The following is a 22,356-nucleotide window of genomic DNA, read 5'->3' on the forward strand; positions in this document are numbered from 1 at the left end:
ATTACATGCCTCAGACAACGACCCAGGTGTGAGTTTGCTCACCAAAGCGCGGATAAACCCGGCATTACGGACCGCCATCAGGGGCTACGGAAACGGACATTGCGCCACTGAATGCCGTATTCCGCTCCTGATCATCTCGACTGGGACACTCGGCCCGCGTCAGCCTTTGGGGCTAATACGTCCGATTCCTCCGTGATCATGTTCTACATGGGGTGACCTGATGTTCACGGGTTGTCATCCCGTTCGTGGGCCCGGACACGGCCCTTGTTGGAGATCCTGCACTGTGCTGGAATTCCCGCACCGCCGCGGGTTTCAAGCCGGCGCGCAGGGGGCGCAACGCAGCGCCGGGTGAGCGGTGGGGAAGGGGGATCTGCGCCGGTCACAGACGACCACCATGGGGCGCATTCGCGTCCCACGACGCCGACACCGTCTGCTCCGTTCACGCGGAAAGGACGCCTGGTCCAGAGGTTGCGACGCTAGTGCAGGGACGTTTCAAGAGGGATGGCATGGGGTCTCCCCAGGCCCGTCAGGGCCGAGGGGACGCTGCGGCGGAGCAGGAGCGCGCTGCCGGGACCGACCGCGGTTCCTCGGCCCAGCACGCCCAGAACCAGGCGCAGGGACCGGCTTCCGAGAGCGGTGAGGCCACCGCGCGCAAGGGCGCCGCGAAGGCCAAGGGCAAGACGACCGGCGAGACCGGGGCCGTACCCCCGCTCAAGGCCGAGGTCGACGCCGGGCCGCGAATAGCCCTGCGCAACTGGCGCATCTCGACGCGTCTGGTCGCGCTGCTGACCCTGCCCGTCGTCGCGGCCACCAGCCTCGGCGGCATCCGCATCAGCGAGTCGCTCCAGGACATGGAGCAGCTGGAGCACATGCAGCTGCTGACCGAGCTGACCAAGGAGGCGACGGACCTCGCCCAGGCCCTCCAGGCCGAGCGCGACCTGTCCGCCGGCCCCCTGGCCAACAAGAAGTCGGCCAACGACTACCAGGTCGCCAACCCCCGCAAGGCCACGGACCGGGCCCAGAAGGCGTTCATGGACGCCACCACGGAGCTGCCCGCGACCGAGGGCGACGAGGCGCTGCAGAGCATCCGGCAGAACATCAGCCAGATCGCCTCGCAGGTCGTCGAGATCGGCGGCATCCGCCAGGAGGCCTACAAGCCCGGCGTCGCCCACTCGGTGACGGTCGAGGCGTACAGCCGGCTGATCCGCTCGCTGCTGAGCCTCTCCCAGGACATGGCGCAGGCGACCAGCAACCCGGAGATGATCAAGCGGACCCGGGCGCTCGCCGCGTTCTCGTCCGCCAAGGAGTACGCCTCCATCCAGCAGGCGATCATCGCCTCGGCCCTCCCCTCCAGCGACAGCCGGCCCGGCAAGCTGGAGCAGGGCGACCGCCTCTACGGCTACGCCGCCCAGCGTGGCGAGAAGGTCGAGCTCAAGTCCTTCTCCGCCATCTACGAGTCGGCCGGCGGCGACGCCGACGAGCTGACCGCCTCGCTGACCACCGGCAACCCGTCCATCGACGCCGCCAGCAAGTACGCCGACCGCGTGCTGAGCAACAACACCGGCATGGACGGCCGCACGCCGCGCGGTCACCTGAACTTCACCGACGAGTACGGCACCAAGATCACGGCCATGAACGTCATCGAGGAGACCCTCCTCGGCCAGATGGACACCAAGGCCCGTGAGCTGCGCGCGGAGTCGCAGCGCGACGCGATCATCAACGGTGCCCTGATCCTCCTCGTCCTCGGCGTCTCCCTCGTCGGCGCCTTCGTCGTGGCCCGGTCCATGATCCGGTCGCTGCGCCGGCTCCAGGACACCGCGACCAAGGTCGCCCAGGACCGTCTGCCCGAGCTGGTCAAGCAGCTCTCCGAGGCCGACCCGCAGGACGTCGACACCTCCGTCGAGTCCGTCGGCGTGCACTCCCGGGACGAGATCGGCCAGGTGGCCGCGGCCTTCGACGACGTGCACCGCGAGGCGGTCCGCCTCGCCGCCGAGCAGGCCCTCCTGCGGGGCAACGTCAACGCGATGTTCACCAACCTCTCGCGCCGCTCCCAGGGTCTGATCCAGCGTCAGCTCTCGCTCATCTCCGAGCTGGAGTCCCGCGAGGCCGACCCGGACCAGCTCTCCTCGCTCTTCAAGCTCGACCACCTCGCCACCCGCATGCGCCGTAACGGCGAGAACCTCCTCGTCCTCGCGGGCGAGGAGCCCGGCCGCCGCTGGACCCGTCCGGTCCCGCTGGTCGACGTGCTCCGTGCCGCCGCCTCCGAGGTGGAGCAGTACGAGCGCATCGAACTGGCCGCGGTCCCGGCGACCGAGGTCGCCGGCCGGGTCGTCAACGACCTCGTGCACCTCCTCGCCGAGCTGCTGGAGAACGCCACCTCGTTCTCCTCGCCGCAGACGAAGGTGCGGGTCACCGGCCACGCGCTGCCCGACGGCCGGGTGCTCGTCGAGATCCACGACACCGGCATCGGCCTCTCCCCCGAGGACCTGGCCGCGATCAACGAGCGGCTCGCCTCGCCGCCCACCGTGGACGTCTCCGTCTCCCGCCGCATGGGTCTGTTCGTGGTCGGCCGCCTGTCCCTGCGACACGGCATCCGGATCCAGCTGCGTCCGTCGGACTCCGGCGGCACCACCGCGCTCGTCATGCTCCCCGTCGACGTCGCCCACGGCGGCAAGAAGCCCGTGCCCAAGCAGGGTGCGGGCGGTCAGGGCGCGATGCCGCAGGGCGCGGGCGCTCCGGGCGGACGCCTGCCCGGCGGTCCGGGCGCCGGTGGCCCCGGCAACGCCGGTGGCGGCCGCCCGGGTCTCGGCGGTACGCCGGCCCCGCGCGGCCAGGTCGGAGCGGGCAACGGTCCGCGGGCCGCGCTGCCCGGCCGTGACGGCGCCCCCCAGGGGCCGGGTCAGGGCCAGGGCCAGGGTGCGAACCAGGGCCAGGGTCAGGGTCAGCGCCCGGCGCCGGCCCCGCAGTCGGCGCAGACCGCGCAGATGCCGGCCGTCTCTCCGGAGCAGCCGCGCCCGGGGGCCGGTGCCGGCGGGTTCGGCGGCGGTGCCCAGCGCGCCATCCCGTCCCGTACGGACGTCTGGGGCGGGCAGGGCAACCCGTCCGGTCCGGGAAGCCAGTCCGGTCCGGGCAACCAGCCCCCGCAGAACCAGCAGAGCCAGCAGGGTCAGCAGCAGGGCCAGCAGGGTCAGGCGCCGCAGGGCGGTGGCCGGGCGGGTCAGAACGGCTTCGCCCGCGCCGAACTCCCCGGCGGCCCGCAGCAGCAGCGCCCCCAGGCGGCGAGCTGGGGCAACGACCCGGCCCAGCCGGTCCGGCGCCCCCAGCAGGAGATGTCCCCGCTGGACGCCCCGCGCGGCCACGACGAGCCGGACACCACGGGCCAGTACGCCCGTCCGCAGGCGCCCCAGGGCCCCGGTTCCACCGGCCAGTTCCCGCGTCCGGACGTGACCGGGCAGCAGCAGGCGCCCCAGGGCTACCAGCCCGCGGGCCAGGACCCGGCGTCCACCGCCGCGTTCCCGCGCCCCGACTTCGGCGCACCGCAGCAGGCGCCCCAGGGCTACCAGCAGCAGGCTCCGCAGGCCCCGGGTCAGCGCGGTGGCGGTTCCGGATACGGCGCCCCGCGCCCGGCCGGCAACCTGCCGCAGCAGCCTCAGCAGAACCAGCAGCAGCGACCGCAGCAGCCCCGCCAGCCGGAGGCGCTGCCGCCGGCCAGCGGATCGGGCGACGGCCGTACGCCGCTGTACGACACGCTGGAGACCAACTGGTTCCACGGCCAGGCACAGGGCGGCCAGCCCCAGGGCCAGGACCCGGTCCAGGGCCAGGCGCCCGGCCAGGGCCGTCCGGACGCCGGGCGGGTCCCCGAGGCCGAGCAGACCATGCAGACCCCGGTCGTCCCGCAGCAGCAGCCGTCCGCTTCCCCGGCCCCGCGGCTCCCCGCCGCGCCGCAGGGTGGCGGCGACGGCGGCCAGCAGGCCGCCGGGCCCGCCTCCTGGCGGACCTCCCCCAATGACGAGTTGGTGCGCCAGGCCGAGCGGGTGCGCAAGCCCGCGGCCGGCGGCGTCACCACCTCGGGGCTGCCGCGGCGGGTGCCGCGCGCCAACCTCGTACCCGGGACCGCCCAGGAGCAGGCCCACGCGGCCGGCCCCCAGGTCTCGCGTGCACCCGACGACGTCCGCGGCCGGCTCACCAACCTGCGCCGTGGCATCCAGCAGGGCCGTCAGGCGGGGAACTCGACCACGGGCTCCTTCCACGTCAGCCCCACCCACCAGCAGGAGCGTTAGTTGAGTGCGATGAGCCAGGCGGCGCAGAATCTGAACTGGTTGATCACCAACTTCGTGGACAACACCCCCGGGGTGTCCCACACGGTGGTGGTCTCCGCCGACGGCCTGCTGCTGGCCATGTCGGAAGGGTTCCCCCGGGACCGGGCCGACCAGCTGGCGGCGGTCGCCTCCGGGTTGACCTCGCTGACCGCGGGCGCCTCCCGGATCTTCGAAGGGGGCTCCGTCGCACAGACCGTGGTGGAGATGGAGCGCGGCTTCCTCTTCCTGATGTCCGTGTCCGACGGTTCCTCGCTGGCCGTGCTCGCCCACCCGGAGTGCGACATCGGCCTCGTGGGCTACGAGATGACCCTGCTGGTCGACCGGGCCGGCAGCGTCCTGACCCCGGACCTCCGTGCGGAGCTCCAGGGCAGTCTGCTCCACTAGGAACAGCCATGACCGACAGTGCGGTGCGCCCCTCCGCACCGCACTGGGCACACACCCCGTCCGGCCGCCCCATTCGGCCCCCCACCGGCCCCATCAGACGGCAGACTTCTTGCTGTCACGCCCGGAGGATTCATGACCCCGCCCCCCGCCTCTCACGATCCGTACGGCGCCTCGCTCGACGAGTCGTACGGATATGAGGGCGACCAGCCGCTGGTGCGTCCGTACGCGATGACCGGCGGCCGGACCCGGCCGCGGTACCAGCTCGCCATCGAGGCGCTGGTCAGCACCACGGCCGACCCGGCGCACCTGTCCAGCCTGCTCCCCGAGCACCAGCGGATCTGCCACCTGTGCCGCGAGGTCAAGTCGGTGGCCGAGGTGTCGGCCCTGCTGTCCATGCCGCTCGGTGTGGCCCGGATCCTGGTCGCCGACCTGGCGGAGGCGGGCATGGTGGCGATCCACCAGCCGGGTAACGGAGAGGCCGGCGGCACGCCGGACGTGACACTGCTCGAAAGGGTGCTCAGTGGACTTCGCAAGCTCTAGCGGCGGTGCGGCCCGGTCGACCACCAGCGCGAAGATCGTGGTGGCGGGTGGCTTCGGCGTGGGCAAGACCACGTTCGTCGGCGCCGTCTCGGAGATCGACCCGCTGCGTACCGAGGCCGTGATGACCTCGGCCTCGGCCGGCATCGACGACCTGACCCACACCGGGGACAAGACCACCACCACGGTGGCGATGGACTTCGGCCGTATCACCCTGGACCAGGACCTGATCCTGTACCTCTTCGGTACGCCGGGCCAGGACCGCTTCTGGTTCATGTGGGACGACCTGGTCCGCGGCGCCATCGGCGCCGTCGTCCTGGTCGACACCCGCCGCCTCGCCGACTGCTTCCCGGCGGTCGACTACTTCGAGAACAGCGGCCTGCCGTTCGTCATCGCCCTGAACGGTTTCGAGGGCCACCAGCCCTACACTCCCGACGAGGTGCGGGAGGCGCTGCAGATCGGTCCGGGGACGCCGATCATCACCACCGACGCCCGTCACCGCGCGGACGCGAAGAGTGCTTTGATCACGCTCGTGGAGCATGCGCTGATGGCACGACTCAAGTAGGCGACCGTGTACGGCAGTTGTCGTACGCCGCTCTGGGGGCGGTCTGTGTCCTTTGACACGGTCCGCCCCCGCGTTCATAACGTTTCGAAAGAGAATTGGTGCGCGGTGGACACCCGACGCATCCGTTCGGTGCCACTGCGCTCACATGAGCCCCGCAATTTGCCGGGGCTCGCTCTTTATGCCCGTTTTATCTTCGGCCTGGACCGGTGAAAGCGACCGCTCAGAGCTGTTTGGATGGGACCCCCTTCACGTGCTGCAATTCATGAACTCCCGAGTAGTACGGCCCTGAACGAAACACCGGCACAACGTAGGTGCCGACGCCGAGAGGTTGTTGGTCGAGTGAGGCGAAGCAAGGAAAGCTCCGCGGAGCAGCAGGCGCGCGGCAACTTCACGCCGCCGACCCGCGCGGTGGCGTCGCCCGCGGAGGTGCCTGTCACGCCCCCGGCCCCGCAGGGCAGCTCCAGCAAGCTGTCCCCCCGGAACTGGCGTGTGCCCACCAGGCTGAACGCCATTCTCCTCATACCCGTGCTGGTCGGCCTCGTCATGGGCGGCTTCCAGGTGAAGGGGTCCATCGACACCTGGCAGGAGGCGCAGAACGCCGAGAAGACGGCGCTGATCATCCGCGCCGCCTCGGAGTACAGCCAGGCCCTGCTCAACGAGCGCGACCTCACCGCCGCTCCCCTCCTCAAGGCCACCTCGGCCAAGGACCGCGAGAGCGACGAGGTCACGCAGGCGTACGCCGCCACCGACGCCGCCGCGCTGAAGTTCTCCCAGGCCGCCGAGAACATGCCGGAGGGCGAGGGCCTCGAGCGCCGCCTGAAGCTGTTCCAGGACAAGGAGCCGGACCTCAAGAAGCTGCGCGAGGTCGCGTACACCAAGGCCATGGACCCGGTGAAGACCCAGCTCGGGTACGTCGACGTCCAGCACTACCTGATGGAGTTCTCCAACGAGCTCGGGCTCGGTACGGGCAACATCACGAGCTACGGCCGTACCGTCTACGCCATCCAGCTCGCCAAGGCCGCCACGTCGCTGCAGCGCTCGATCGGCACGCACCTCCTCGTGCGCCCCAGCCAGCGGGCCGAGGTCTTCGCCCAGCAGTCGGTGGCGTTCAACTCGTACAACTACCTGGAGAAGATCGCCCTCGGCGAGTACGTCTCCGGTGGCACCCAGGCGGACGTGGACCGCCTGACGAAGGTGATGAACGAGAAGGCCACCGAGGGGGCCAGGAAGCTCGAGGCCGCCGGTCTCAACCCGCCCAAGGGCCAGGACGACGGCTCGGTCTACACCGGTATGGCGGAGGCGATCGGTTCCGCCGAGGACGCCGACGCGATCGAGGACCTGCGCAAGCAGGCCGTCACCTTCGAGACCTGGATGGGTGCGGCCACGGCGAAGTTCGACGGCTACACCGAGGTCGAGAAGGAGCTCGTCGACAAGGCCGTGACCGAGGCCGCCGCGATCTCGGACGACGCCAAGACGGACGCCTTCGTCAACGGTGGCATCGTCGTGATCGCGCTCCTCACCGCCTTCATCCTCGCCGGGATGATGGCGCGCCAGATGAGCCGCTCGATGCGCGAGCTGCGCACCGCCGCCTTCGCCATCGCCGAGCAGCGCCTGCCGATGCTGGTCGACCAGCTCTCCCGTACCGAGCCGGGCCGGGTCGACACCCGGGTGCAGCCCATCCCGATCGACTCCCAGGACGAGATCGGTGAGGTCGCCCGCGCCTTCGACCAGGTCCACCGCGAGGCCGTCCGGCTCGCAGCCGAGCAGGCCATGCTGCGGGGCAACGTCAACGCGATCTTCACCAACCTCTCGCGCCGCAACCAGTCGCTGATCGAGGGCCAGCTGACCCTCATCACCGATCTGGAGAACAACGAGGCCGACCCGGACCAGCTGGAGAACCTCTTCAAGCTGGACCACCTGGCCACCCGTATGCGCCGCAACGGCGAGAACCTCCTCGTCCTCGCCGGCGAGGAGCCGGGCCGCCGCTGGGACCAGCCGGTGCCGCTGGTCGACGTGATGCGCGCCGCCTCCTCCGAGGTGGAGCAGTACGAGCGCATCGAGCTCGCCGGCGTCCCGGAGGCCGAGATCCACGGCCAGGCCGTGACCGACCTCGTCCACCTCCTCGCGGAGCTGCTGGAGAACGCCACCACGTTCTCCTCGCCGCAGACCAAGGTCCGCGTCACCGCGACCCGTCTGCCCGACGGCCGCGTGATGGTCGAGATCCACGACAAGGGCATCGGCCTCACCGCCGAGGACTTCGCGGACATCAACCACAAACTGGCCAACCCGCCGACCGTGGACGCCGCCGTCTCGCAGCGCATGGGCCTGTTCGTGGTCGGCCGGCTGGCCGACCGGCACGGCGTCCGGGTCCAGCTGCGCCCCTCGGGCGAGCAGGCCGGCACGACCTCGCTCGTCATGCTGCCGGACGCGATCACCCACGGTGGCGGCGGCGAGTCGCTGCCGCAGGACGACTTCACCGTCTCGCAGATCATCCCGCAGCAGCAGTCGCACGCCTTCGAGCCGGTGCAGCAGCAGCCGATGCGGACCGCCGCGGAGCTCGGCTTCGACGACTCCCGCTACGACGAGCCCGGGGAGGAGCGCCAGCTCGACCCGGTGAACCGTTCGCTCATGCGCGAAGAGCGCCGTGCGGCCCTGGAGGCGCAGGCGCAGGGCGGCGACCGCCCGCTCTTCCGTGACGAGCTCGACTCCTCGCAGCAGGGGTACGTACAGCAGGAGCAGGACCAGGCGTACGCACCGGAGCAGGGATACGGGCAGGAGTACGCGTCCGACTACGGTCAGCCGGCTCATCAGCACGCCGGATACGACTACCCGCAGCAGGGCTACGACGAGTACGGCCAGGCCGCGGGCGACTACGGCCGGTCCGCCGACAACGGCTATACGGAAGCTCCCTATCAGGGTCAGGGCAACGGGCAGGCGCAGTACGACAACGCCTACGACACCCAGTCCCAGCAGGGTGCCTGGCCCGAGCAGGGTGCGTACCAGGGCGGCTACGAGCAGGAGTACCGGCCGGAAGCGGAATCTGCGCCCAGCGCTCCCGCGCAGCCCTCGGAGCGCGTAGGCTTCGACCGTCCGGGTCCCACCCCGAACCCGGCCCCGGACGCCGGGCACGCGCTGACCGACGCCGGTCTGCCGCGCCGAGGCGGCACCGCCGCGCAGGCACCCCGGCCCGCCCAGCAGCCGCTGCCCACGCGGTCGGTTCCGCAGCCGGCGCAGCAGCCGGCCCAGCAGAACGAAGCCGACGGTCCCGAGGAATGGCGCTCGACCAACGACGAGCGCTGGCAGCGGGCCGAGAAGCTCCGCGACCCGAAGGCGGGCGGGGTCACCTCGTCCGGTCTTCCGAAGCGGGTCCCCAAGGCCAATCTGGTCGAGGGCACGGCGGAGCAGACCCCGCAGGGCGGCCCCCAGGTCTCCCGCGCACCTGAGGACGTCCGGGGCAGGTTGAGCAACCTGCGCCGCGGTGTCCAGCAGGGACGCAGCGCGGGAACGGACACGAACGGATCGGGCCTCGGCCCGGGCAGTACCTACAACCAGGAGCGTTAGTGTGAGCATGAGCCAGGCGGCGCAGAATCTGAACTGGTTGATCACCAACTTCGTGGACAACACCCCCGGGGTGTCCCACACGGTGGTGGTCTCCGCCGACGGTCTCCTGCTGGCGATGTCCGAGGGTTTCCCCCGGGACCGAGCCGACCAGCTTGCGGCCGTCGCCTCCGGACTGACCTCGCTGACCGCGGGCGCGTCCCGGATCTTCGAAGGCGGTGCGGTCAACCAGACCGTCGTGGAGATGGAGCGCGGCTTCCTCTTCATCATGTCGATCTCGGACGGCTCTTCGCTGGCCGTGCTGTCGCACCCGGAGGCCGACATCGGCCTCGTGGGCTACGAGATGGCGCTGCTCGTCGACCGCGCGGGCAGCGTGCTGACGCCCGACCTCCGGGCGGAGCTGCAGGGAAGTCTGCTCAACTAATAGACAGACAGTGCGTATCTCGCCACCGCACCGTAAGGTGCGGTGGCGCGGCTCCACAGGGACATGGACCGCGAGGCAGTCGGAGGAGGAGAAGTGGGAACACCCCCGGGCGGACGCCCTTACAACGGTTTTGACGCGCAGCAGCCGCACGGTGACACCGCGCAGAACCGGTTCAACTTTCCCTCCGCACCGAGCAGACAGGGCACACAGCAGCCCTATCAGCAGCCGCAGGCCCAGCCCTCGCCCGTGAGCGCGCCGCCGAGCGCGCCGCGTGCCCAGCGCGGCGCGGGTGGTTCGGGCGGATCGGGCGGCCACAACCCGCTCGTGCGTCCGTACGCGATGACCGGCGGCCGGACCCGGCCGCGTTACCAGCTCGCTATCGAGGCGCTGGTCAGTACGACGGCCGATCCGTCCCGGCTGCAGGGGCAGTTGCCCGAGCACCAGCGGATCTGCCGGCTCTGCTTCGAGATCAAGTCGGTCGCCGAGATCTCGGCGCTTCTCTCGATCCCCCTCGGCGTTGCCCGGATTCTCGTCGCCGACCTGGCAGAGGCCGGACTTGTCGCCATCCACCAGCCCGGCGGCGACGAGGCCGCCGGCGGTCAGCCAGACGTGACACTGCTCGAAAGGGTGCTCAGTGGACTTCGCAAGCTCTAGCGGCGGCGCGGCCCGTTCAACCACCAGCGCGAAGATCGTGGTGGCGGGTGGCTTCGGCGTGGGCAAGACCACGTTCGTCGGCGCCGTCTCGGAGATCAACCCGCTGCGTACCGAGGCCGTGATGACGTCTGCGTCCGCGGGCATCGACGACCTCACGCACACCGGCGACAAGACGACGACGACTGTCGCGATGGACTTCGGCCGTATCACCCTGGACCAGGACCTGATCCTGTACCTCTTCGGTACGCCGGGCCAGGACCGCTTCTGGTTCATGTGGGACGACCTGGTCCGCGGCGCCATCGGCGCCGTCGTCCTCGTGGACACCCGCCGCCTCGCCGACTGCTTCCCGGCGGTCGACTACTTCGAGAACAGCGGCCTGCCGTTCGTCATCGCCCTGAACGGCTTCGACGGCCACCAGCCGTACAACCCGGAGGAGGTCCGCGAGGCCCTCCAGATCGGCCCGGACACGCCGATCATCACCACCGACGCCCGTCACCGCGCGGACGCCAAGAGCGCGCTGATCACGCTCGTGGAGCACGCACTGATGGCCCGCCTCCGGTAGTCCCACCGGACCACGGCACGCAGAGGCCCCGCACACCGGACCGGTGGGCGGGGCTTTTCCGTGCCCGCGTGAGGGGGCGTGGGGGCACGGGCGGTGGTACGGCGGTGGTACGGCGAAGGCCCCCCGCTCCGAGGAGGAGCGGGGGGCCTTCGGTGCCGTGGGGCTCAGCCCTGCCAGGAGTGGGAGGGACGGAAGCCCGACTGGCGCTCCAGGCGGCGCCAGCCGGCCGTGGAGCGGCCGTGGGCGGTCGCCTCGGCCGGCTGGGCGGCCGCGCGGGCGAGCAGGACCGCGGTGATCGCGGCCAGCTCCTCGGGATCTGCGTGGCCCTTCTCGACGCGGAGAAGGTTGGCGGGGGTGGTCACGGAGGACTCCTCTTACTGCGGCGGGTTGCCGTGCTTGCGGGACGGCAGGTCGGCGTGCTTGGTGCGGAGCATGGCGAGGGACCGGATGAGGACCTCCCGCGTCTCGGCGGGGTCGATGACGTCGTCGACCAAGCCGCGCTCCGCCGCGTAGTAGGGATGCATGAGCTCCGCCTTGTACTCCTTGACCATGCGGGCCCGCATGGCCTCGGAGTCCTCGGCCTCGGCGATCTGCTTGCGGAAGATGACGTTGGCGGCGCCTTCCGCGCCCATCACCGCGATTTCGTTGGTGGGCCAGGCGTACGTCAGGTCGGCACCGATGGACTGGGAGTCCATGACGATGTACGCACCGCCGTACGCCTTCCGCAGGATCAGGGAGATCCGGGGCACGGTCGCGTTGCAGTAGGCGTACAGCAGCTTCGCGCCGTGGCGGATGATTCCACCGTGCTCCTGATCCACGCCGGGCAGGAAGCCGGGTACGTCCAGAAGAGTGACGATGGGGATGTTGAAAGCGTCGCACATCTGGACGAATCGCGCGGCCTTCTCGGACGCCTCGATGTCCAGGACACCGGCCAGGGACTGGGGCTGGTTGGCGACGATGCCGACGACCTGGCCGTCGAGCCGGGCCAGCGCGCAGATGATGTTGCGGGCCCAGCGCTCGTGGATCTCCAGGTAGTCGCCGTCGTCGACGAGCTCCTCGATCACCTTGTGCATGTCGTACGGGCGGTTGCCGTCGGCGGGGACCAGATCGAGCAGGACGTCCGAGCGGCGGTCGGCCGGGTCCTCGGAGCCCACGGTCGGCGGGTTCTCGCGGTTGTTCTGCGGGAGCATCGACAGGAGGTAGCGCACCTCGGCGATGCAGGTCTCCTCGTCGTCGTACGCGAAGTGCGCGACGCCGCTGGTCTCGGCGTGGACGTCGGCGCCGCCGAGGCCGTTCTGGGTGATCTCCTCGCCGGTGACCGCCTTGACGACGTCCGGGCCGGTGATGAACATCTGCGAGGTCTCGCGGACCATGAAGACGAAGTCGGTGAGCGCCGGGCTGTAGGCCGCGCCGCCCGCGCAGGGACCGAGCATCACGCTGATCTGCGGGATGACCCCGGAGGCGCGGGTGTTGCGCTGGAAGATGCCGCCGTAGCCGGCGAGGGCGGAGACGCCCTCCTGGATGCGCGCGCCGGCGCCGTCGTTCAGCGAGACGAGCGGGGCGCCGGCCGCGATGGCCATGTCCATGATCTTGTGGATCTTGGTGGCGTGGGCCTCGCCCAGCGCGCCGCCGAAGATCCGGAAGTCGTGCGCGTAGACGAAGACCGTGCGGCCCTCGACCGTGCCCCAGCCGGTGATGACGCCGTCGGTGTACGGCTTCCTGGCCTCCAGCCCGAAGCCGCTGGCGCGGTGGCGGCGCAGCTGCTCGACCTCGCTGAAGGAACCCGGGTCGAGCAGCAGCTCGATGCGCTCGCGAGCGGTGAGCTTGCCCTTGGCGTGCTGGGCCTCGGTCGCCCGATCGCTGGGGCCGCGCCGGGCCTCCTCGCGCAGGGCGTGCAGCTCGGCCACACGGCCACGGGCGTCAGTCGGCTCGCTCGGGATCTGGTCCACAACGGTCATGTACCGACCCTACGAAGTCGACCAAGGAAAACCCGCCGTTGACTCCGTACAGTCTCCCGCGTCGATTCCTGGTGGAGCTGGACAGAACCATGCCGCCCTCGGCCCGAGTCGACAGCGGAAGACCCCTTCCGTTTGTAGGATTCCTATACAAGCACGCTGCAGCGGTGGGTGGCGCCGGCGGTGCCGGGGCTGATCCGGAGCCGCAGCGAGCGGCCGGTGGCGAGGATCTCCACGGACGGGTCGTGGGAGATCACCCGGCGGGCCGGGCGGTCCCAGACGAGCTCCAGCGGTTGCCCGGTGCGCGGCGGCTCGGCAACCCGGAGGTCGAGGACGGAGCGCCGTCGGCGGACGAGCACGCTCGCCGGGGCGGAGACGGTCAGGGGCCCCACCGTACCGGCCCGCCAGAGGTTGGCCGCGGTGAGCCCGAGGGACGGGACGGAGACGGCCTGACGGTCGGCGGTGTTGTCGAGGACGCGCAGCCAGCGGCGGTCGGCGGCGCGGGCGGCCAGGGTGCGGCGGGTGGCGCCGGGCATCAGGAGGTACGCGTAGGAGGCGGCGACCGGGTCGGTGCCGTGGTCGAACCACAGGGTCTGGTAGACGCGGGTGCGGCGTTCGGTGGAGCTGGTGGTGTTGATGTCGCTCCAGGCGCCGGTCCGCTCCTCGCGGAGCGTGCGCAGGTCGGCGGTCCCCGTGGGGAAGACCCAGCCGCCGTGGCCGTCGAGGTGGGCCCAGCCGGCGCCGGTGGTGAGCGGGGCGGGGCCTCCCCCGCGGCCCGCGGCGCGGGAGGCGCCCGCCTCGCCGAGGTTGCGGTTGTCGACCACGGTCTCGACCGGGACGCCGTCGGAGGCGGTGATGCCCGCGCCGAGGCAGATGATCGTGTCGGCCGCGCAGAACCAGGACTTGCGGGCCTCCAGCGTGGAGCCGAGGCCCTTCACATGCTGGCCGATCGCGGCGAACTCGCCGTCGGTGGTGCCCCCGACCCACTGGACGGCGGGCCGGTGCGCGCCCCACTCGCCGCCGGCGCGGTCGGCGAGCCGCCGGGTGGAGACGGTGGTGCCCGGGAGGCGGTAAGGGTCGACGGTGGGCCAGAACCAGTCGGTGTACTGGCCGCCTTGGCCGGTGGTCCACCAGTACAGCATCCCGGCGCCGGTGTGCCAGCCGCGCGGGTGCTCGCCGTTGCCGCATTCGTAGGAGGAGATCCGCTCGGAGGAGAGGGAGAGGTTGGCGGCCCAGCCGGGGCGGCGGTGGACGGCCCGGTCCATGGCGGTGAACAGCCGGTGTCCGGTCGGCTCGGGCGCGGCGGGCACGGGCGCTGCGGCGACGGCGTGCAGGCGCGCGAGGTCGGCGACGCCGTACTGCGGAGCGGTGAGGATCGGGCTGACCGTGTCCCGTTCGATCCACCCCTTCACGCGCGCGTGCCAGCGGTCGCGTTCGGCCGGGCTCGCGCCGCCCGCGAGGAGGGCGATGGCGGCGATGAGGCCCTGGCCGTGGAAGTGGTCGGAGCGCATGATCCGCCGCTCGTCGCTCGTGAGCAGACCGCGGCTGACCGCCCGGCCGTTGACGCTGTCCATGGCCAGACCGTCGTAGATGAGGGGCGCGTAGGCCTTCTCGACGCTGTCGAGGATGATCTGACGGTGGGGGTCGGTCACCTCCCAACGGGAGCCGGCGAGCAGGGTGAAGAGCCGGCCCAGGCCGTCGAGCATGACCTGTCCGTAGGTGCCCGAGTAGGCCACCCAGGTGTGCTGGACGAACGATCCGTCGGCGTAGAGGCCGTCGCCCTCGGTCACGTACGGGAAGACGGGCGAGAGGGCGTCGCGGGCGAGGGCGACCTTGGCCGCGTCGCCGCCCAGGATGCCGCGCAGGGCGACGGAGCGGCAGAGGTCGACGCGGTTGGCGCCGGTGGAGGTGCCGGTGTAGTCCCGCAGGGCGGAGTCGGGGACGAAGTGGTCGACGGCGGCGCAGGCGGCCGCGATCCGCTCGGCGCCCAGGTGCGGGTGGAGCGCGGCGGCGATGTCCATGAGCAGGCGGGGGCTGCCGATCTGCCACTCCCACCAGTTGCCGTACGGCCTGACCCCCGCCGCGTACGCCCGGGCGGAGAGGTGGTCGAGGCCGCGCAGGACGTCGGCGAGGAGCCCGGGGTCGCCGGTGAGGCCGGTGCCGGGCTGGACGTAGGCCTGGGTCATGGTCCACAGGCGGCTGTGGCTCTGAGTGATCCCGGCGGGCGGGTCGAAGGGGACGCCGGGCCACAGGGAGGTGCCGGTGGGGGCCATCGCGGCCCGGAAGGAGCGGGCGAGGGCGCCGGTCCCGGCGAGGCGGGAGGCGTAGGGCTCGGCGCCGGAGTCGAAGCCGGCGCCGAGCTGGATGCCGAGCCAGCGCAGCCGCAGCGTCTCGAACTCCGCCTCCGCCGCGCGAGCCGAGGCGGCGGCTCCGAGGGCTGCGGCGGACGCGGCGGCGGTGGTGGCCGTCGTGAGGAACGTACGGCGGGACCAGACGGGCACGGGAGCCTCCCGGGGCATGGGTGGGACCGGACGGCCCCCGGTCTAGCACGCGCTTTCTATACGTATCAATGGGTAGGACACGTCGGGCGAGGAGAGATTGGGCAAGCGCTTGCTGTCCGATACCTGGCGACGTGCGCCGGGGTCAGGCCGAGCAGTGGAAGCGGGCGTTCCCCCAGTCGGCGTGGTCGTTGCCGTTGCCGTCCCCGCCGTCGTCGACGACCAGGTCGACGTAGGCGGCGCCGGTGAGGTCGGCGGTCAGCCGCCAAGGCCCGTCCGTCGCCGTGAGGACCGGGGACGTCGCCTTCCGTACACCGTCGGCGAGGACGTCGAACCGGACGCTGCCCCGGGTGGCCTGGGCGTCGTCCACCCCGACCTCGGCGGTGAGGGAGGCGCACCGGCCGCCCAGGTAGTAGCGGATCGTGGCGGCTGCGTGGCTGCCGAGCCCCTTGGCGTAGGCCACTCCCCCGATCCGCAGCGGGGTGCCGTCGCCGGTGCCGGTCCCGCCGTTGGAGCGATCGCGTTCGACCGGCCCCCAGCCGTTGGTGGCCGAGGCCCACTCTAGGTCGCTCGCCCAGTTGTCGGTGGTGGGCGGCGGGGGCAGGGTGCGGACGGTGGCGGCGGCGGTGAGCCTCCGCTCCCGGCCCCCGATCGCGTACGTGAGGGAGGCGTCGAGCGGGTACGGCCGGTGGGCCGCGTCCGCGGGCGGCGTCACCTGCCAGGCGGCGGTGGTCTGCCCGCCCGGCGCGACCGGGTCGAGGGTGACCGGCGCCGCCGGTTCGGCGGTCCAGCCCGCGGGCAGGGCGAGCGTGGCCACGGCGCCGGAGACCGCTGCGGCCTCGTCGTGGGCGAAGGTGGCCGTGACCCGGTTCGGACGGCCGGGTTCCAGGGTCTCGGGCGCGGCGAGCGCGAGCGTGCCGCAGGCGGCGGGTTCGGCGGCCGGGCCGAGGTCGGTCACGGTGAAGGAGTCGAGGACGAAGTCGGCGCCGTCCGGGGCGTCGGCGCGTTTGCGCAGCCCGGTCCAGGTGCCGCCGCAACCGGCGGTGACGGTCTCGGTGAAGCGCCCGGTGGTCCGTTGCTGTCCGAGGGGCGTGCGGCGGGTCTCCACGGAGGTGCCGTCGGGGCGGTCGTAGCCGGTGACCCACTCGTAGGCGCCCGCGTGGCTGGACTGGTGGTCGTACTCCACGCGGTAGCGGTGCCCGTCCCGCATCGGGACGGTCCAGGGGGCGGTGCGGTAGACGAGCCCGCTGTTCTCGTCGTGGGACTTGAGGGACTCGGCGCCGCCGAGGACGTCGTCGACGAGCTTTCCGTTCCAGCCGGCCTGGGTGTAGGGGGCGTGGAGCTGGGCGATGTGGGTGCGCGGGTCGGTCGTCCCGCCGGAGTCGCCCTTGAGGAAGGGGCCCCAGCCCTGGTCGACGGCCTCGAAGTCCTCGTACACGGTCGCGCCCGGCCTGGTCGTCGGGTCGTTGCGCACGACCCGTACGTCGTCGATCCGGACGGCGGCCGGGCTGCCCGGCGCGGCGTGGATCCCGAGCATGGCGGCGCCGCGCGCGGGGGCGGTGAAGGTGACCTTGGCGCGCTGGAGGCGGGTGCCGTTCCAGTCGGAGGCGGCGACCCGGTCCACCAGCGGCGAGCGGGCCACGGTGACGGACCGGCCGCCGACGGAGAGGGTGGTGGGACGCGTCCGGCCGGGCTCGACCTCGATCAGGGCGGAGGCGGTGTAGCGCGCGCCGGGGGTGAGGCCGGTGAGCCGCTGCTGTACGGCGGCGGTGGCGGAGCCGGTCAGCCGGGCGCTGTTGCGCCCCTGGGCGTCGGTGTCCCGGGCGACCGTGCCGGCCGTGGTCCAGGCGCGGAGCCGGCTGTCGTTGAAGCCGGGGTCCCTCACGGGCGTGCCCTCGCCCCAGCGCGGGTCACGCGGCTCGGGGGCGCGGTCGGGGTAGAGGACGTAGGGCTGTCCGGCGGCGGCGTCGAGGGTGATCCGGCCGCCCGTGGGCCGCACGGTGCCGGTCTTGACGCGACCGTTGTCGGTGAGCTTGTAGACGCTGTACGAGCGGGAGCCGGGCACCGCCCAACTCGTCGTCCCGCCAGTCTTGTTGTAGTGGTACAGCTTCTTTCCGCCGTCCCAGGGCAGCAGGTAGTTCTCGCCGTCGAGGACCGTGCGGCCGCCCTCGTGGAACGTGCGCTTCCCGTTCTCGACGGTGCCGCGGACGCCGCCGGTGAAGGTCAGGTCGTTGCCGTTCCAGCGGGTGATGCGCTGCCGCTGGAGGTACTTGGCGGGCAGGTTCTTCTGCCAGATGTTGGCCTGGAAGCGGTTCCAGTCGGTCTCGCCGGTCCAGCCCTCGAAGTCCTCCAGGGCGGTCCGGCCGAGGACCGGGTGGTCGTTCCAGACGTCCTTCTCACCGTTGCGGATGAAACGGACGATCTGCGAGTTGAGGCCCTTGTTGGTGGCGCCGCCGTAGTCCAGGTCGTTGGCCCAGTGGGACCAGAGCGAGGCGCGCTCGAACTTCTCGGACCACTCGGTGGCGACGTTCCATCCCTGCGCCTGCACGGCCTGCAGCGTCTTGTCGGCGATCCAGCCGTGGGTGTAGTAGACGTCGATGTAGAGCATCGACAGGTTCGGGTCGGTCTCGTCGCGGAGCTGCTGGAAGCGGCGGGCGAGATCGCCGCTGTTGACGTCCCGGCGCTGGTCGATGGAGTAGCTCTGGTTGAGCCAGTTCCAGCCGGGCTTGCTCGTGTCGACGAGTGTCTCGCTGAAGTTCTTCGCCTCGGGGTACGACTCGGTGGCGTTGACGTGGACGCCGAAGCCCGCGCCCCACTTCCGGCCCTCCTTGAGGAGGGTGTTGAGGTCGGCGAGGCCGCCGGCCCGCTTGTTGTAGTTGCCGCCGTAGTCGGGGTGGGCCGAGTCGTGGCCCTCGGAGCCGTACCCCTTGAGCAGGGCGAACTGGCCGAGTCCGTCGGTGGCGAGGGAGATCCGCTTGACGTCGTCGAGGGTGCGCAGGAACGGGTGGGTGGCGTGGGACGCGAAGTTGAAGGGGATGTGGGCGATCACCCGGTCCGGGGTCGCCTCGCTGCCCGGCGCCTTGATCCCGATGGCGGGGAAGGCCACGGCCGCGTCCTGCCAGTCGGTGCGTCCGTCGGCGTTGGCGTCGGGGGTGACGACGACCTTGGCCCAGGGGAGGTTTCCGCCGCGCTCCGGGGCGGGGGCACCCTCGCCCCGGTAGGTCCACTGGCCGGACCAGACGCCGACGCGGGTCTCGGCGCCGTTCTTCCGCGCCTGGTGCCAGAAGCGGGCTCCGTCGCGGGCGCTCGGTCCCGCGGGCTTGTCGTAGGAGGAGTTGGACTCGACGGCGGCGGCGAGGGAGCCGGTGCTGACCAGTGCGTAGCTCGCCCCGGTGGCGGCGGACTCGGCGGGGGTCGCGTCGGTGATCCCGGCGAAGACGTCGGCGGTACGGGTGGAGTCGGGGTCGAGCCGGGTGAAGGCGGTCGCGGCGCCGCCGTCCGCGGCGCCGACGGAGACCAGGTCGTGGCCCGGTATGTCGAGGGTGCCGACCCGGAACGCCTCGGTGTCGTGGACGGCGGTGACCTGGAAGGTGGTGGTGCGGCCGCTGACGCCCAGGGTGGCGTCGATCCGGACGCCGGGGAGGGCGGGGAAGGCCAGGGTGTACGCGGCGGTGGAGGAGGTGAGGACGGGGGCGCCCTGGGCGCGGACCGCGTACGCCGTGCCGTTGAGGACGACCTCGGTCACCGGGGCCGTACTGCCGAGGAGGCGGGCTCCGGTCGCCCGGTCGGTGTACGAGAGGACGCGCGGGAAGTCCTCGGCGACGGCGACGGTGAGCCGGTCGGAGCCGATGAGGGCGGCGGCGTCCCGGCGGGGGGCCTGCGCCTGCGGGGCCGGTTCCTGCAGGGCCTGCGCCTGCGGGGCCGGTTCCCGCGGGGCCTGCGCCTGGGGGGCCTGGGCGAGGGCGGGCCCAGAGAGGGCGAACACGGCGGCCGAGGCGGCGGCGAGCGCGCAGGCCGTACGGATCCTTCGGGGCGTGGGGAGGGACATGCGCACCAGTTGTCCTCGGCCCCCGGCGCACCGTCAACGAGATCGCGGCCCGGCGGGCCCGCCAGTCCAAGAACCCCCTTCGGTTAGTCCAAGTGACCACCGAAGGGGGCCTGATGGGGGTCAGCAGCCGCCGCAGTTGTAGAACGTCACGTCCCAGTGGTTGCCCTCGTCGGCGTAGATGTTGCCGGCGCCGGACTTCCACTGCGGGGCGCCGTCACCGCGTACACCGATGTAGGTGAACGTGTTCTTGATGTAGGTCCCGACACAGGCGTACTTGGCGAAGTCGAGCTTGTAGCCGTTCCAGTGCGAGTACGTGCCGCCGGCGTGGCCGGTCTCGGTGCCGCCCGTGATGTTGAGGGCGCAGCCGCTGGCGCTCTTGAGCGTCTGGGCCCCCTGGGCGGTGGCGAGGTTGAGCTGCTCGAAGGAGGTGCAGGTGGGGTTGTTGCGGTCGGAGCAGCCGCCCGACGAGGACCAGGTGATCCCCGAGGCGCGGAACTTCGAGGTCGCGGTGGCGTGGCTGATCTTGGTGGCCGCCTGGGCGTCGGTGGCGCCGGAGAGGACGCCGACGCCGGGCGCGAAGAGCGCGCCGAGGACGAGGGCGAGGGCGGTGAGGACGGAGCGGAGCTTCATCGGGGGGTGCCTCCTGCTGATGACCGTGACGGATGGGACGGCGGTGCAGGTGGAGCGGAGAGTTCCGATCGAGCAAGGAGATGGTGCCGTAGTTCTACGCGCGTCCGCCAGAGGGCCTGAGGGCCGTCGAGGTGAACATTCACGGGAGATGTTGAAACTTGAACGGAATAGCGCTACGGTCGTTCTCGTTGAAGCTTCAACAAGTTCGTTTCCGCAGGCGCTCCCCCGCCTCGTCCCCCAAGGAGCACGTCATGGGCATCTTCGGCCGCAAGAACGACACCGCCACCGGCACCGCCACCGCCGTCGCCACCCGCCCCGTCGACCCGGCCCTGGCCGCGCTGACCGGCGACTACACCATCGACCCGGCGCACAGCAGCATCGGCTTCACGGTCCGCCACGCCATGGTCACCAACGTCCGCGGCTCCTTCGCCGAGCACCAGGGCACGCTGAGCCTCGACGGCACCGACCCGAGCGCCTCCTCCGCCTCGATCGACGTCACCATCGCCTCGATCGACACGGGCATCGCCGACCGCGACGGCCACCTGCGCAGCGCGGACTTCTTCGACGCCGAGACCTTCCCGCTGATGACCTTCCGCTCGACCGGGGCCGAGCAACTGGGCGGCGACCTGTACCGGATCACGGGCGACCTCACCATCAAGGACGTGACCCGCCCGCTCGCCATCGACCTGGAGTTCAACGGCGCGGCCACCGACGTCTACGGCAACGAGCGCGTCGGCTTCGAGGGCTCGGCCGAGATCCTGCGCTCCGCGTGGGGCCTGACCTGGAACGCGGCCCTGGAGACGGGTGGCGTCATGGTCAGCGACAAGGTGAAGCTGACCTTCGACATCTCCGCGATCAAGACCGCCGCCTGACGGATCGCGATTCCCCGGCGATACGAGCGCGCCCGCCTCTCCGCGACAGCGGAGGGCGGGCGCTCGGCCGTTCCGGGACGGGGCCGCGGGCTGCGGGCTGCGGGCTGCGGGCTGCGGGCTGCGGGCCGATCTCACCGACGGGCGCCGGGAACCGGAAACCGCTGGTCAACGTCGTTGTCAGTGGGGGCCGCTAGCGTCGCGGGCATGGAATTCCGCATCGACAGCAGCGCGTTGACCGACGCCGTCGCCTGGGCCGCCCGCGTCCTGCCCGCCCGCTCCCCCGTCCCGGTGCTCGGCGGTCTGCTCCTGGAGGCGGCGGACGGCCGGCTGCGCGTCTCCGGACTCGACCACGAGGCGTCGGCACGGATCGAGGTCGAGGCGGACACGGCCGTCGACGGCCGGGCGCTCGTCCTGGGGCGGCGGCTCCTCGACATCTCCAAGGTGCTGCCGAAGGGGCCGGTGGAATGCGCGGTCGAGGGTTCGCGCCTGTCGGTGACCGGCGGGGAGGCCCGCTTCGGGCTCTCCCTCCTGCCGTTGGAGGACTATCCGGCCCCGCCAGGTCTGCCCGCCCTGCGCGGCGCGGTGGACGCGGACGCCTTCGCGGCCGCCGTCGGGCAGGTGGCGGTGGCCGCCGGCCGGGACGACGCGCTGCCGGTCCTGACGGGCATACGCCTCGCCCTGGACGGTACGGAGATGACGCTGGCCGCGACCGACCGCTACCGCTACGCGGTCCGCACCCTGGAGTGGAAACCGGAGGGCGGCACCGGTCCGGTGGGGGACACCGATGTCGTGGTGCCCGCCCGCCGGCTGACGGAGATCGCCCGCTCCCTCGCCGGAGCCGGCCTGGTCCGGCTGGCGCTCGACGGCGGCTCGATCGGCTTCGAGGGCGACGGCGTCCGCGCCACCACCCGCCTGCTCGACGGCCGGCTCCCCCGCCACGACAAGCTCTTCACGCTGGGCGAGCACGCCGTCGCCGAGACGGACCGGGCCCCGCTGGTCGAGGCCGTGAAGCGGGTCGCCGTCGTCGCGGAGGGCGACAGCCCGGTCCAGCTGTCCTTCGGCGAGGACGCCGTCCGGCTCCACGCCGGGTACGAGGACGACGTGGCCTCCCAGCGGCTCCCGGCCCGCCTCGACGGGGCAGTGTCCACGACGGTCGCGTTCAATCCGGCGTACCTCCTGGACGCGCTCGGCTCGTTCGACACCGGCACCGTCCGCTTCCACCTCCTGGGGCCGGGGCAGCGCGCCCTGCTCACCGACCGGGCCGACGGCGTCCACCAGCACCTGCTGATGTCGGTGAAGCTGCCGGCGTAGGCCCTCCGCCCGCCCACCGGACCTCGGCCCGGGGGGGCC

Annotated in this window: 15 protein-coding genes; 10 read left to right on the forward strand and 5 right to left on the reverse strand. The window is 71.9% G+C overall.

The genetic code is table 11. The features are described from left to right. Nucleotides 1-506 precede the first annotated feature (506 nt). The 8 genes from ACZ6RC_RS30010 (at nt 507) to ACZ6RC_RS30045 (ending at nt 11,003) form a co-directional block, all read left to right on the forward strand. Complete coding sequence (locus ACZ6RC_RS30010; RefSeq protein WP_469589094.1) at nt 507-4,280, forward strand: sensor histidine kinase; 3,774 nt, start codon at nt 507-509, stop codon at nt 4,278-4,280. A gap of 9 nt (nt 4,281-4,289) precedes the next feature. Continuing rightward, a complete protein-coding gene (locus ACZ6RC_RS30015; protein WP_260228050.1) occupies nt 4,290-4,703 on the forward strand; it encodes a roadblock/LC7 domain-containing protein in 414 nt (137 codons plus the stop codon). 132 nt (nt 4,704-4,835) lie between these two features. After that, nucleotides 4,836-5,243 (forward strand): DUF742 domain-containing protein, encoded by a 408-nt coding sequence (locus ACZ6RC_RS30020; protein WP_391138926.1) that lies wholly within the window; start codon nt 4,836-4,838, stop codon nt 5,241-5,243. Further along, nucleotides 5,224-5,805 (forward strand): GTP-binding protein, encoded by a 582-nt coding sequence (locus tag ACZ6RC_RS30025; RefSeq protein ID WP_158990864.1) that lies wholly within the window; start codon nt 5,224-5,226, stop codon nt 5,803-5,805. Before ACZ6RC_RS30020 ends, ACZ6RC_RS30025 begins: the two co-directional genes overlap by 20 nt. A 339-nt stretch (nt 5,806-6,144) precedes the next feature. Further along, nucleotides 6,145-9,366, forward strand: a complete 3,222-nt coding sequence (locus tag ACZ6RC_RS30030; RefSeq protein ID WP_391138928.1) for a sensor histidine kinase — start codon at nt 6,145-6,147, stop codon at nt 9,364-9,366. A gap of 7 nt (nt 9,367-9,373) precedes the next feature. Then, complete coding sequence (locus tag ACZ6RC_RS30035) at nt 9,374-9,787, forward strand: roadblock/LC7 domain-containing protein (protein WP_147980024.1); 414 nt, start codon at nt 9,374-9,376, stop codon at nt 9,785-9,787. 93 nt (nt 9,788-9,880) lie between these two features. Then, on the forward strand, nt 9,881-10,441 hold the full coding sequence (locus ACZ6RC_RS30040; protein ID WP_391138930.1) for a DUF742 domain-containing protein: 561 nt from the start codon (nt 9,881-9,883) through the stop codon (nt 10,439-10,441). After that, complete coding sequence (locus ACZ6RC_RS30045; RefSeq protein WP_050791473.1) at nt 10,422-11,003, forward strand: GTP-binding protein; 582 nt, start codon at nt 10,422-10,424, stop codon at nt 11,001-11,003. The genes ACZ6RC_RS30040 and ACZ6RC_RS30045 overlap by 20 nt, the downstream gene beginning before the upstream one ends. 164 nt (nt 11,004-11,167) lie before the next feature. Here ACZ6RC_RS30045 and ACZ6RC_RS30050 read toward each other — a convergent pair whose 3' ends face one another. The 5 genes from ACZ6RC_RS30050 to ACZ6RC_RS30070 form a co-directional block, all read right to left on the reverse strand. Then, the gene (locus ACZ6RC_RS30050) at nt 11,168-11,365 is read right to left on the reverse strand and encodes an acyl-CoA carboxylase subunit epsilon (protein ID WP_391138933.1); all 198 of its coding nucleotides are present in this window, start codon (nt 11,363-11,365) and stop codon (nt 11,168-11,170) included. A 12-nt stretch (nt 11,366-11,377) separates the two neighbouring features. Next, complete coding sequence (locus tag ACZ6RC_RS30055; RefSeq protein ID WP_469589102.1) at nt 11,378-12,961, reverse strand: acyl-CoA carboxylase subunit beta; 1,584 nt, start codon at nt 12,959-12,961, stop codon at nt 11,378-11,380. Between the two features lie 143 nt (nt 12,962-13,104). Continuing rightward, nucleotides 13,105-15,477 carry a polysaccharide lyase 8 family protein gene (locus ACZ6RC_RS30060; protein ID WP_469589105.1) on the reverse strand — a complete coding sequence of 791 codons (2,373 nt, stop codon included), beginning with the start codon at nt 15,475-15,477 and terminating at the stop codon, nt 13,105-13,107. 124 nt (nt 15,478-15,601) lie between these two features. Then, nucleotides 15,602-19,504, reverse strand: coding sequence for an endo-alpha-N-acetylgalactosaminidase family protein (locus tag ACZ6RC_RS30065; RefSeq protein WP_469589110.1), 3,903 nt, complete (start codon nt 19,502-19,504; stop codon nt 15,602-15,604). A 120-nt stretch (nt 19,505-19,624) separates the two neighbouring features. Next, nucleotides 19,625-20,134: a hypothetical protein gene (locus tag ACZ6RC_RS30070; RefSeq protein ID WP_391138941.1), complete on the reverse strand. Its 510-nt coding sequence runs from the start codon at nt 20,132-20,134 to the stop codon at nt 19,625-19,627. 251 nt (nt 20,135-20,385) lie between these two features. Between ACZ6RC_RS30070 and ACZ6RC_RS30075 the strand changes: the two genes are divergently transcribed. Then, nucleotides 20,386-21,006 (forward strand): YceI family protein, encoded by a 621-nt coding sequence (locus ACZ6RC_RS30075; RefSeq protein WP_391138943.1) that lies wholly within the window; start codon nt 20,386-20,388, stop codon nt 21,004-21,006. 204 nt (nt 21,007-21,210) lie between these two features. Then, nucleotides 21,211-22,317 carry a DNA polymerase III subunit beta gene (dnaN, locus tag ACZ6RC_RS30080; protein ID WP_469589115.1) on the forward strand — a complete coding sequence of 369 codons (1,107 nt, stop codon included), beginning with the start codon at nt 21,211-21,213 and terminating at the stop codon, nt 22,315-22,317. Nucleotides 22,318-22,356: the final 39 nt, after the last annotated feature.

Source organism: Streptomyces sp. NPDC048353, assembly GCF_055587165.1.